11 protein-coding genes are annotated in these 12,894 nt (G+C 36.2%); 4 read left to right on the forward strand and 7 right to left on the reverse strand.

Annotation, left to right across the window (positions count from 1 at the left end; genetic code table 11):
* The first annotated feature begins 16 nt into the window (after positions 1-16).
* On the forward strand, positions 17-970 hold the full coding sequence (locus tag WBG21_RS01365) for a transporter (RefSeq protein ID WP_340074021.1): 954 nt from the start codon (positions 17-19) through the stop codon (positions 968-970).
* Positions 971-988: 18 nt separating this feature from the next.
* Positions 989-2,107 carry a GNAT family N-acetyltransferase gene (locus WBG21_RS01370; protein WP_340074023.1) on the forward strand — a complete coding sequence of 373 codons (1,119 nt, stop codon included), beginning with the start codon at positions 989-991 and terminating at the stop codon, positions 2,105-2,107.
* A 1-nt stretch (position 2,108) separates the two neighbouring features.
* Here WBG21_RS01370 and WBG21_RS01375 read toward each other — a convergent pair whose 3' ends face one another.
* From WBG21_RS01375 to WBG21_RS01395, 5 genes are all read right to left on the reverse strand, one after another.
* On the reverse strand, positions 2,109-3,359 hold the full coding sequence (locus WBG21_RS01375) for an aminotransferase class I/II-fold pyridoxal phosphate-dependent enzyme (protein ID WP_340074025.1): 1,251 nt from the start codon (positions 3,357-3,359) through the stop codon (positions 2,109-2,111).
* 114 nt (positions 3,360-3,473) lie between these two features.
* Complete coding sequence (locus WBG21_RS01380; RefSeq protein WP_340074027.1) at positions 3,474-4,322, reverse strand: SDR family oxidoreductase; 849 nt, start codon at positions 4,320-4,322, stop codon at positions 3,474-3,476.
* Positions 4,319-5,176 carry a cupin-like domain-containing protein gene (locus WBG21_RS01385; protein ID WP_340074029.1) on the reverse strand — a complete coding sequence of 286 codons (858 nt, stop codon included), beginning with the start codon at positions 5,174-5,176 and terminating at the stop codon, positions 4,319-4,321. Before WBG21_RS01385 ends, WBG21_RS01380 begins: the two co-directional genes overlap by 4 nt.
* A 133-nt stretch (positions 5,177-5,309) precedes the next feature.
* On the reverse strand, positions 5,310-6,350 hold the full coding sequence (locus WBG21_RS01390; RefSeq protein ID WP_340074031.1) for a PLP-dependent cysteine synthase family protein: 1,041 nt from the start codon (positions 6,348-6,350) through the stop codon (positions 5,310-5,312).
* 72 nt (positions 6,351-6,422) lie between these two features.
* Positions 6,423-8,555, reverse strand: a complete 2,133-nt coding sequence (locus WBG21_RS01395) for a S9 family peptidase (RefSeq protein WP_340074033.1) — start codon at positions 8,553-8,555, stop codon at positions 6,423-6,425.
* A gap of 73 nt (positions 8,556-8,628) precedes the next feature.
* Between WBG21_RS01395 and WBG21_RS01400 the strand changes: the two genes are divergently transcribed.
* Together WBG21_RS01400 and WBG21_RS01405 are read left to right on the forward strand one after the other, a co-directional pair.
* On the forward strand, positions 8,629-8,952 hold the full coding sequence (locus WBG21_RS01400; RefSeq protein WP_340074035.1) for a YbaB/EbfC family nucleoid-associated protein: 324 nt from the start codon (positions 8,629-8,631) through the stop codon (positions 8,950-8,952).
* Positions 8,953-9,019: 67 nt separating this feature from the next.
* A complete protein-coding gene (locus WBG21_RS01405) occupies positions 9,020-9,346 on the forward strand; it encodes a YegP family protein (RefSeq protein ID WP_340074037.1) in 327 nt (108 codons plus the stop codon).
* A gap of 54 nt (positions 9,347-9,400) precedes the next feature.
* On the opposite strand, the gene WBG21_RS01410 is transcribed toward WBG21_RS01405, so the two are convergent.
* Positions 9,401-10,426 (reverse strand): threonine aldolase family protein, encoded by a 1,026-nt coding sequence (locus WBG21_RS01410; RefSeq protein ID WP_340074039.1) that lies wholly within the window; start codon positions 10,424-10,426, stop codon positions 9,401-9,403.
* A 6-nt stretch (positions 10,427-10,432) separates the two neighbouring features.
* Positions 10,433-12,826: a zinc-dependent metalloprotease gene (locus WBG21_RS01415; RefSeq protein ID WP_340074041.1), complete on the reverse strand. Its 2,394-nt coding sequence runs from the start codon at positions 12,824-12,826 to the stop codon at positions 10,433-10,435.
* Positions 12,827-12,894 lie beyond the last annotated feature (68 nt).

Genomic DNA, 12,894 nt, shown 5'->3' on the forward strand with positions numbered 1-12,894 from the left:
ATTTAAAACCTATACCATGAAACAAACACCATATTTATTGATATTTCTGTTTTTATTAGCAGGCCTTCATAGCCATGCGCAATACACAGATGTTATTAACTCAAACCGACCGGGATCATCCGATGGAGCTTTTGCTGTCGGTAAAAATGTTCTTCAAGGAGAGTTTGGGATTTTGTATGAAAAACAAGAACATTCAGGGTTACTCACAGAAACCAACGATTTAGGACTTAGTTTTGCTATCCGCTATGGATTTTTATTTGAAGAATTAGAGGTCCTCTGGGAAGGCACCTATATTTTTCAAGAATTTACTTTTAATGGTTTCAACCCTCCCTTGCAGTTTAATAATAATGACTTTTTAATGCACACTATTGGGGCCAAGTACCTTGTGTATGACCCATATAAGAAAGAGCGAAAACCCAATCTTTATAGTTGGCGGGCCAATAACAAGTTCCAATGGCGCGACCTTATCCCTTCCATATCAGTCTATGCAGGCGCTAACTTGTTTTTTGCAGACAATCCTTTTGTGCCCGAAGACACTTCCATTAGCCCGAAAGTTGCAGTGTTGTTACAAAATCATTTTCCTGGGAATTGGGTATTGGTGAGTAACATCATTTATGACCGGTTTACAGAAGATGACCCTATATTGAGCTATATCATTACGTTAACCCATGCCTTAAATAATCCAAAATGGTCTATCTTTATCGAAAATCAAGGAGTTAACAGTGATGATTATGCCGATGTCATATTTCGAGGAGGGGCAGCTCATCTTATTAACAAAAACCTTCAGGTAGATGCACTCGTAGGTTTTAATGTAAAAGATACTCCTTCCAGGCTATTTGGGGCTATTGGTGTTTCGTTTCGGTTAGATTATCATAAAGATGAATTGATCATTATAGATGATTCCAACCTTAGAAAAGATAAGAAAAAGCGTAAAAAGAAAAATAAAGACCCTTTCATTATAGATAATTAATAATTTCCAGATCAGACTATGGTTGATGTATTTGAAGCTGTAAGTAAAAAAGAGATAAAAACATTCATCAAATTTCCTTTTAAATTATATAAAAATAATCCGTATTGGGTTCCTCCAATCATCAAGCAAGAACTCGATACCTTTGACAAAACCAAAAACCCGGCATTTAATAATGCTACTGCCCGCTTTTTTTTAGCTAAAAAGCAAAATAAAATAGTAGGGCGGATTGCTGTAATTATTAATTGGAAAGAGGTAAACGAACAGCAAAAGAAGAAAGTCCGTTTTGGTTGGTTGGATATGATTGATGATATTGAAGTCACAAAGGCGCTTATGAGTAAAGTCTATGAAATAGGCAAGGTACACCAACTGGAATATGCCGAAGGACCTGTAGGTTTCTCTAATATGGATAAAGCAGGAATGCTTATACATGGATTTGATAAAATTAGCAACATGACTACTTTTTATAATCATGCATACTATCCTGAACATTTAAAGAAATTAGATTTTAATGACGGCGCACATTGGGTAGAATATCATTTCGATACACCGGACAAATTGTCTGATAAAGTCATTAAAATGGCATCTCTTATTAAACAGCGTTACCAATTGAATGTATTGCGTTTTAAGAGTATTAAACGGCTTTTACCTTATACAGAAGCAATGTTTGATTTAATGAACCGCTCCTATAAAGTACTCCAATCTTTTGTTCCTATTCCACAAGAAGATATTCCTTATTACAAAGAAAAATATATCAAATTTTTACATCCTGATTATGTAATTTTGATTACGGATGCAAATAATGAATTAATCGCTTTTGCTATTATGATGCCCTCTTTTGCAAAAGCCTTGCAAAAAGCCAACGGAAAACTCTTCCCCTTTGGCTTTTTGCAATTGATGAAAGCCATGAAGAAGAACGATACTGTGAATTTTTATCTGATAGGTATTGCGCCTGAATATCAAAACAAAGGGATCCCTTCTATAATTTTTGAAGAGGCATTGAAAAAACTCAAAGAAAAAGGTGTCAAATATGCCGAGACTAATCCCGAACTAGAAGAAAACAAGGCTGTTCAATCGCTATGGAAGCATTTTGACCCGGTGCTTGTAAAACGCTGGAAAACCTTCACAAAAGAACTATAAGCTACTGCTCAGCTATCGCTGCAGATAATCTTCTGTAGGTTCCATTTTCTAACCGCTCTCTAATTGCAGAGAAAGCATCCAGAGTTTCATTTATATCCTCTATGGTATGTGTTGCCGTAGGAATCATACGTAATAAGATCAATCCCTTAGGAATAACTGGATAAACAACGATAGAACAAAATATCCCATGGTTTTCACGTAAATCTTTTACTAATGCCATTGCTTCAGGAATGCTTCCATTTAAATAAACCGGTGTAACACAACTAGAAGTGCTACCAATATCAAAGCCTCGTTCTTTAAGCCCATTCTGAAGGGCATTTACATTTTCCCAAAGTTTGTTTTTAAGTTCTGGCATGCTTCGTAACATATCCAACCGTTTTAATGCCCCTTTCACGAATACCATCGGAAGCGATTTAGCAAACATTTGAGAACGGAGATTGTATTTTAAATAGTCTATCACTTCTTTATCTCCGGCTAAAAATGCACCTATACTGGCCATCGATTTGGCAAATGTGGCAAAATATACATCTATATCAGCTTGTACACCCTGTTCCTCACCCGCTCCTGCACCGGTTTTTCCTAAAGTTCCAAAACCATGTGCATCATCCACCATTAAACGAAAGTTATATTTCTTTTTAAGCGCTACAATCTCTTTAAGCTTACCTTGTTCTCCACGCATTCCAAAAACACCTTCGGAGATAACTAAAATACCCCCTCCGGTCTGTTCTGCCATTTTGGTAGCTCGCTCAAGGTTTTTTTCTAAACTTTCAATATCATTGTGTTTAAAAGTAAACCGCTTTCCCATATGTAAACGTACTCCATCAATAATACACGCATGGGAATCCACATCATACACAATAATATCATCTTTGGTTACCAAAGCATCAATGGCAGACATAATTCCTTGGTATCCAAAATTTAAGAGGTATGCTGCTTCCTTACCAACAAATTCTGCCAATTCATTTTGAAGTTGTTCATGAACACCTGTATGTCCGCTCATCATACGTGCTCCCATTGGATATGCACAGCCATGTTCAGCCGCAGCCTCTGCGTCTATTTTTAGAACTTCCGGGTGGTTTGCTAATCCTAAGTAGTCATTAATGCTCCAAGTGATGACCTCTTTACCATTAAACTTCATCTTATTGGATATAGGGCCTTCTAGTTTTGGAAATACAAAATATCCTTCTGCTTGTGAAGCCCATTTTCCTAAAGGTCCTTTGTTAGCTATAATTCTATCGAATAAGTCTTTCATGAAGTGTGGATACGTTTATTAAAAAATCGTTGAATTTAAACGAATCGCAAAAATAATTATTTTTAACATGCTATCATAATAAAACAATTTGATTGTTACTTTTTCTATGATAAATTAATCCTCTTTAAGTTTATTCAACTGCTTTGCAAACATCTTATCAAGGTAACGGTCGGGAAGAATATGTATTGCCAGCCAAAAAGCTGTTTTTTTAGGAGTAATCAAATAACGTGTCCTATTTTTAGGACGATTTGCTATCTTGTACAACAAGTCAGCTAAACGTTCTGCGGGAATAGCCATTCCTTCCATTTCATCTACTGCTTTATCTATGTTTGCATAGATTTTATGATACGGCGTATTTTCATAGGTTATATCTATGCTTCTTGCTTTCTTCCATATTTTTGATTGAATGGGCCCGGGCTCTACTACAATGACATCAATCCCGTATTCCATAAGCTCTCTCCGAAGCCCGTCAGAAATTGCTTCCACAGCATGTTTTGAAGCTGAATAAGGGGTCATAAAAGGGCGCGTTATCTTACCTGATGCAGAGCTTATATTTATGATTTTTCCTTTCTTTCTTGAGTTATTAAAGCCTAACATAGGTAAAAAAGCTTGTGTAACACGGACAAGTCCATTTACATTTACGTCAAATTGTTTTGTCAACTTATCGATAGGAATATAAGCTATGGGGCCACTAACAGAATATCCTGCATTGTTGATTAAACAATAAATGCTTTCGCCATCTTCCAAGTAGCTTTCTACCTTTTTTACCGCCTCTTGAATAGCAACCTCATCAGTAACATCAAATATGAGAGGGATAAATTTTTCATCATAATCAGCAACTAACTTTTTAACATCTTTTTCATTTCTGACACTCCCAAATACACGGTTTCCTTCATCTAAAAATTTAATAGCCGCAGCATGTCCTATTCCGGAAGAAACTCCTGTTATGACAATATTTTTCATGTTTTTATTGTTTTTATCACTTGGTTTGCCCTTTGTTGGGCTATTGAATATTTCCATTGTTTCCATGTATCTTTCAGTAGAAAGTTTATGGTGTTATCAATAGTGAATAAACGAACAAGGTTATATGCCCCTCTTATTTTCGTGTTTAGGCTATCATTTGCTCTCAGAGCAAGCGAATACCCTCCTTTTGAATAATATACATAATGCCACCACAATTTGGGGATAAATAGAGTCTCACCATGATTTATTGTAGCTTCATACCCTCTAGCATATTTAAATGCCGGATATTTTTTCCAATCCGGGTTTAAAACATCCAAATGTGCATGGTTTGTATATGGAAGGTGGTACAAATATGTACTTTCGGACGGAGGGAACAAATACACTTTTTTTTCCGTTTGGAAATGAGTCAAAAAAACATGTGAACAGTCTATATCATAATGTAAATTAAGCTTAGACCCTTCTCCCCCAAAAAACATAAGCGCAAATTTCATAAAGCCTTTCATTAAATCGGGTTTTTTATAATCATTTGCCAGCTCCGGAGCCCGTTGCATCACTTGAAAGTTATGAAAACGTAGATTAGTCGGCTCTTTTTGAATAATTTCCAGGTATTCTGAAAATTTCCTGTGCATAATCGGTTTCATGTAACCTTTTCCTGCTCTGTGGTATGTATCATCATACAAAGGAACGTCCCAATCTCCGTATTTATCTTTAAAATAGTCAAAAGTCCATTTGTTTACAGCCTCCCAATCAGCTGCAAAATCTTTTATTATAACTGGTTTAGGGTTCTTAATAAATCTTTCTTTAAATTCTTCTGGAGTTGGTTTTTCAATTTTATTAACTTGTATATACCCCATATTCAAATAAAAAAATTAGTATTATTTAAATTACAGAATGAAAACACTAATTTATTAAATCTATTGAACAAAATTTGTATGGAAACAAAAAAAGGAAGTAAATACTTCCTTTTTTTATCTGAATTTTATTTATCTATCGAATATATTCTATTCGTTGAGCAGTTTCATTCCGCATACTGTCATAAAACCCTTGTTCATTCATCCACTTATCACAGTATATTTTACTCATGTACCTAGATCCATGGTCTGGGAATATAACAACAACATTACTTTCTTCGTTAAATTCGCCCTCTTCTGCCAATTGTTTTACTGCTTGCATGGCAGCACCGCTTGTATATCCTACAAATAACCCTTCTGTTTTTGATATTTCACGGGCCATGTGTGCACTATCTTCATCACTTACCTTAGTAAATTTATCAATGATGTCAAAATCAGTAGCTGAGGGGATTAAATTTTTGCCCAAGCCTTCTATCCTATATGGATATATCTCTTCTGAATCAAACTCATTGGTCTCGTGATATTTTTTTAATACAGATCCAAATGCATCTACGCCAAGGATACGAATATTAGAGTTTTGTTCTTTTAAAAAACGGGCTGTTCCTGAAATAGTGCCCCCTGTACCGCTACATGCTACCAAATGGGTTATTTCTCCATTGGTTTGGCTCCATAGCTCAGGGCCTGTAGTATTATAATGTGCATCAATATTTAATTCGTTAAAATATTGATTGATATATATTGATCCTTTTGTTTCTTCATGAAGCCTCTTGGCAACCTGATAATAAGAGCGTGAATCATCTGCACTTACATGTGCCGGGCATACATATACTTTAGCCCCCATAGAGCGTAGCATATCGATCTTATCCTTTGATGATTTAGAACTTACCGCTAGCACACATTCATAACCTTTTATAATGCTGACCATTGCTATGCTAAAACCAGTATTTCCAGAGGTTGTTTCTATAATAGTGTCCCCCGGCTTAAGAATACCCCTACGTTCGGCTTCTTCTATAATGTATAGCGCTATTCTGTCTTTGGTAGAGTGTCCTGGGTTGAATGCTTCTACCTTTGCATAAAAATTGCCAGGAATTTCATTTGTGGTTTTATTTAACTTTATAAGAGGAGTGTTACCTATAAGTTCTAAAATATTATTATAAGCTTTTATTTTTTGTTCCATAGAGTTAGCTTCAATATACTACACTTATAGTCTTGATAACATCAAAACCCTGCAAATTTAACTATTTTTTTATTATTCAGTAATACCTTCCAAATCTAAAATGAAGGCATAGTTTTCTGCTACTTCCTTTATAGCTTCAAATCTTCCGGAAGCCCCACCATGACCAGCATCCATATTGGTATGAAGAAGCAACATATTATCATCTGTTTTCATTTCTCTTAATTTTGCTACCCATTTCGCCGGCTCCCAATATTGCACCTGAGAGTCATGGTATCCCGCAGTAACCAACATATTTGGGTACTCTTGTTTCTTCACGTTGTCATAAGGGGAATATGTTTTTATATACTCATAATATTCTTTTTCATTTGGGTTCCCCCATTCATCATATTCGCTCGTTGTTAGAGGTATAGACTCGTCCAACATTGTGGTAATAACATCTACAAAAGGGACTGCTGCAATTACTCCATGATATAATTCCGGAGCCATATTCACAACAGCTCCCATAAGTAATCCTCCTGCAGAACCTCCCATTGCATATAAGTGTTCAGGGGAGGTGTATTTTTCTTCTATTAAAAATTTTGAGCAATCTATAAAATCTGTAAAGGTGTTTTTCTTAGTGCGTAATTTACCATCTTCATACCATGGTCTTCCTAGGTATTCCCCTCCTCTTATATGGGCAATAGCATATATGAAACCTCGATCTAACAAGCTCAAACGAGTAGTAGAAAAATAAGGGTCTATCGTTGCTCCATAAGAGCCGTAACCATATTGAAGCAAAGGGCTTGAACCATCTTTCTTAACACCCTTTTTATACACAAGTGATATCGGTATTTTAGTACCATCTGCTGCAGTAGCCCATACACGTTCTGACGCATAATTCTCTTTATTAAACTTTCCTCCTAATACTTCTTGTTCTTTTTTTACTTCTTGTTCTTTAGTTACCATATTAAAATCAATGGTAGATAGAGGTGTTGTAAGTGAATTGTAGTTATAGCGAAGTGTTTCTGTATCAAATTCAAGGTTTGTGGTTGTATATGCTGTATAAGTCTCATTATCAAAAGGCAAATAATAATCTGCTTTATTGTCCCATCGCTTGATCCGTATCTTATTCAAACCATTAGTACGTTCGCTAATAACTAAAAAATCTTTAAAAACATCTATATCTTCCAATAGGACATCCTCTCTATGTGGTATTAATTCTTTCCAATTTTCTTTTGTTGTTTTACTCTCTGGGGTTTTCATTAGTTTGAAATTGGTTGCTCCATCTGCATTGGTTAGCACATAAAAATGATTTTCATAATGTGCTATTCCATATTCAAGCCCACGAATCCTTGGTTGAAAAACACGAAACCCTTTATCAGGGGTATTTGCATCTGCTATTTGATATTCTGAAGTAAGCGTACTGAAAGAACCAATTACTAAATGTTTTTGTGATTTAGTTTTGTATACATACGTAGAAAAGGTTTCATCTGCTTCATGAAATACAAGCATATCTTCCGAGTTAGTCGTGCCTAAAACATGCTTAAATATTTTTTCAGACCGTAATGTTTGTGGATCTTTTCCGATATAGAAAAGTGTTTTGTTGTCATTAGCCCATGTACTGGTTCCAGTGGTATTAACAATCTTCTCCGGAAAAATTTCTCCTGTTTCCAGATTTTTGATCTGTATAGTGTATATCCTTCTACCTATGGTATCAACCCCAAAAGCCGCCAATTTATTATCAGGACTTATATTAATGCCTCTTAAATTAAAAAAAGAATGTCCTTCTGCCATTTCATTGCCGTCAAAAAGGATTTCTTCCGGGGCATCCATTGATTCTTTCTTACGGGTATATACCGGGTAATCTTTACCTTCTTCATAGCGAGTGATATACCAATAGCCATTATATTTATAAGGAACGGATTCGTCATCTTCTTTGATCCTTGATTTCATTTCTTCAAACAACTGTTTTTGGAAGTCTTTGGTGTGTGCGGTCATTTTATCATTGTAATCATTTTCGCGCTCCAAATAATCTATCACTTCCGGATTATCACGTTGGTTCATCCAAAAATAGTTGTCAATTCTGATGTCGCCATGTTTTTCTAATTTAGTTGGATTTTTTTCTGCAGTTGGTGGGGTATAATGTCCCATTTTATTTTGATTTTCTTTTTTACAGGAAGTTGCAAAAGTAATCGATAAAATAATGATAACAGGTAGTTTTTTCATAGTATCCATTTTTGAGCTATATAAGCTCCGAATTTAGTAATTTTACACCATTAATGTAAATGTTTTCATTGTTATGTTCGGAGATTTCAAAAATATGATGGGAAAGCTCAAAGAAACCCAGGAAAAAATAGCAGCCACCAAAGCGCGTCTGGATTCAGTAACTGTAGTGGAAGAATCTCCTCAACAATTAATAAAAGTAACTATAACCGCCAATAGAGAAATTAAAAATATAACTATTGCTCCTTCTCTGTTGGACGATCCGGAACAATTAGAAGATTATTTAATCTTAACCCTAAATAATGCCATAAAAAAAGCTTCCGGTATCCAAGAGGCAGAACTGAGTGCTGTTGCTAAAGAGGGTATGCCCAATATTCCCGGAATGGATCTATTTAAATAAAAAGAGTTTTATTTTTATAACTGTTTTTTTTAACTTTAAGCAATATAAATTTTCAAACCTTATAGATATGTTCGAATTATTCCAAAGTGAAAAAAACAAGAAGTATTACTTCAACTTGAAAGCAAAAAATGGGCAAATTATCCTTGCAAGCCAAGGATATTCAGACAAAAGCAGTGCTCAAAACGGTATAGAGTCTATTCAAAAAAACTGTAAAGATGACAGTAAGTTTGAACGTAAGACGGGGGCCAATGGAAAGTTTCATTTTAACCTGAAAGCGAGTAATGGACAAGTTATCGGGAGTAGCCAAATGTATGCTTCGGAATCCGGAATGGAAAATGGTATTGAATCTGTAAAAACCAATGCCCCAGAAGCTTCTATTAGTGATTTGACTTAATTGCGGAATATTAAAAATAAAAAATCGTAAAAGCACTCAATCATATGGGTGCTTTTATACCTCAATACCTTTTATAATTGATAAAAACCGATGGTGCTGATCGTCGGAATAGTCTAAATGGGTCACTATACGCAATTTTCCTTGCCCCATTCCAATAATCCGAACGGATTCTTTATTTAAAATATCTATGAAGTTTGCTTCGTCAATGTGATCATTCAAAGTAAAAATGACAATATTTGTTTCTACAGGTGCTACATTTTTTATATACGGTAATTTTTTCAAGACTTCTTCTATCTCTTTTGCTTTTTTATGATCTTCCGCTAGCCGAGACATATGATGGTCTAATGCATAGCTGCCCGCTGCAGCTAAATAACCTGCCTGGCGCATTCCACCTCCAAAAACCTTCCTGATGCGCAAAGCTTTATTCATTTGTTCTTTGGAACCTACCAATACCGATCCTACCGGACACCCCAACCCTTTTGATAAACAAACCGATATGGTATCAAAGAGTTTTCCATACTGTTTAGGGGTTTCTTTTTTTGCTACCAGGGCATTCCATAAACGTGCCCCATCCAAATGGTATGATAAGTTATTTGAATCACACACCTCACGGATCTTTACCAACTCGGAAAAATCCCAACAAGCTCCTCCTCCTTTATTGGTAGTGTTTTCTATGCATACCAACGATGTTAGCGGGCTATGGTAAAAATCAGGCGGATTGATCGCACTTGCTACCTGTGCTGCTGTCATCATACCTCTATTCCCGGTTATTAACTTACAAGAAACTCCACTATTAAAACTAACACCCCCTCCTTCATAATTATATACATGTGCATATTGATCACAAATAAGTTGTTCTCCGGGTTGTGTGTGTAATTTTATGGCTGTTTGATTTGCCATAGTGCCACTAGGAAAGAACAAAGCAGCTTCCATACCAAACATGTCTGCTACCTTTTCCTCAAGGATGTTCACGGTTTCATCTTCTTTAAAAACATCATCACCTACCTTGGCGGCCATCATGGCTTCAAGCATTTCGGGAGTGGGTTTTGTTACGGTATCGCTTATAAGGTTTATTTTCATCCTGTTCTAGTTATAACAATCCATACCTATGGGTGAACCATCAGGGATTTTTGGAGAAGGTGAAGTTTTATAACCACTTGGATTCCCTAAAAAATGCTCTACTTCTTTACCCATCCATAACATGTCAGGAGTTATCGACTGTGACGCTAACCAGGTTTTTAACTTCATCATTTCAAAATGGACAACTGCCTTTACTTGGGGGGTACTTTTTTCATTCGCCCCTAATTGCATAATGTTTTTTATTACTTGATAATTTATGGCTAGTTGAACTGCTTTTAAATACCCTTTTTTCGATTTTGTTTTTATTGTGTTTTTTAAAAGCTCATTTAACATCTCTGATAACCCAAGTTGCTTTTCATCAAGTGCTTTTTGTTGTACCATTCGTTCTGCCCTTTCGGGGTGTAACAGCAACGATAATGTCATATTGCTTGCCGTTTCGGCAGCTGCGAGCGGATCAAAAGCAACACCTGCATTCCCTTTAAAAGACTCCCTAGAACGGTAATAGCCATTAGCTCTCGGAGGGAATAACTTTAATTTTTCCTCCGGAATGGCCAATACTTCAGGATCTAAAGTGTTTATTAATGTTCCTAAGGCGGCTTCTTGTGTTTTTCTATCCACCTGTTTCACTGTTAACTGGCCATCATCTTTAACAGCATAATTATAATCCAATCCGCCAATAACCTTTACAACCGCTTCTGTTTGATAGCGATGGAAAAAATATAGCGGTACAAATACATCTTCTAACACAGAATAAGGTTCATTACTCCTTATGTTATCTATCGAGAAATTATTAATGGCTGTTTTTCTAATTTTTAATATATTTTTTAATTCATCAATAGAATTATTGCCATTGTCCCATAGATGTGCAAAAGCATGTGCGCCTCCCTGAGGGCGGGCATCACTATCGGAGATATAACGAAGTCCTTCATCTCGTGCAGCAGTTAATATCTTATTTAGTGCTTCCTGTTCATTTCGTTCTGGAGAAAATGATTGGTAAGCATATGCTACAGCTACTTTATCCCACTCTCCAATGTTCACATCATATGCATTGCTAAAGTCTATTGCACCTTCATTTACAGAAAGTTTTGGGTGAGGGTAGTCCATTACAGAAGCTCTCCCATTGGTACTGGCTGCAAAATTATGGGCAAAGCCTAACGTATGACCAATCTCATGCGCCGATAGTTGACGTATTCTAGCCAAAGCAAATTCTAACATCGCCTTGGTATTATTGTCATCATCTTTGAAAGGTCTGTTCATTAACGCCTGGGCTATTAAAAAATCTTGTCGTATCCGTAAACTTCCTAAGCTTACATGTCCTTTTATAATCTCTCCGGTTCTAGGATCTGTAATGCTCGCTCCGTAGCTCCAACCCCGGGTCGAACGGTGGACCCATTGAATTACATTGTAACGAACGTCTAACGGATCAGCATCATCAGGTAATATTTTTACTTGAAAGGCATTTTTATAACCTATAGCCTCAAATGCTTGGTTCCACCAACGTGCTCCCTCAAGCAATGCAGAACGGATGGGCTCCGGGGTTCCATTGTCCAAATAATACACAATAGGTTCTACCGGTTCACTTATAGAGGCTGTCGGGTCTTTTTTTTGTAATCGGTGCCGTGTAATAAATTGCTTCTTTATAGGTTGGTCTACAGGAGTAGCGTAATCATAATATGAAAACATAAAAGAGCCACTTCTTGGGTCATATCTTCTCGGCTTGTATTGGTTGTCTGGTAACTCAATGAACGAATGGTGTTCAACAACAGATACATATTTCGCGTTGGGTGTTACCGACTGGATATATCCGCCTTTAGGGTTCCCTTTAAATGTCAACAATGCTTCAAACTCTACATTTTTGGGGAATGCTCTTGTACGGTCTAAAGAAAGGGCACTCCTGTTTTTATCCATACTGTATGAACCTTGTCCGGCTTGTTGTAACCTATTAGCCACACCATGTGCATCTTGCATTAAAAACTCCGTAATATCGATAAGATATCTTCCATTTTTTTCTTCCTCAATGTTGAACCCATAAAGTACCGATTTTGCAAATGCTTGTGCCACTGATTGTTTTTCCAATTCATTTTCCGTAATAGCTCGGTATTTTAAATTCGGTTGAACCAACAAAAGTTTATTCCCTGCTTTTTGAAATTTCACTATCTGTTCATTTCCCAGTTGGCCACGGTCAAGACCTATGTCATTGCTGCCAATCCCTTCGCTTAATGAATACACATATAAAAATTCTTGGTCAACTTCTGTAACTTCCAAGTATATTTTATCTTGACTCTCTTCATAGTAGAAATTGAAAAATCCTTCATATTGCTCAGTATCCTTATCTGCCAAAAACTGACCGTTTACCATTAAGGATAAAACCATGATTGTGAATGTTGCTAATCGTTTCATAAATGGCATTGTTTTTAAAAAAGCATAAATTTATAGAAAATAGTTTTGCCACGCTTTGGTAAATAGTA

Origin of the sequence: Leptobacterium meishanense (genome assembly GCF_037645805.1) — a bacterium.
GTDB lineage: Bacteria > Bacteroidota > Bacteroidia > Flavobacteriales > Flavobacteriaceae > Leptobacterium_A > Leptobacterium_A meishanense.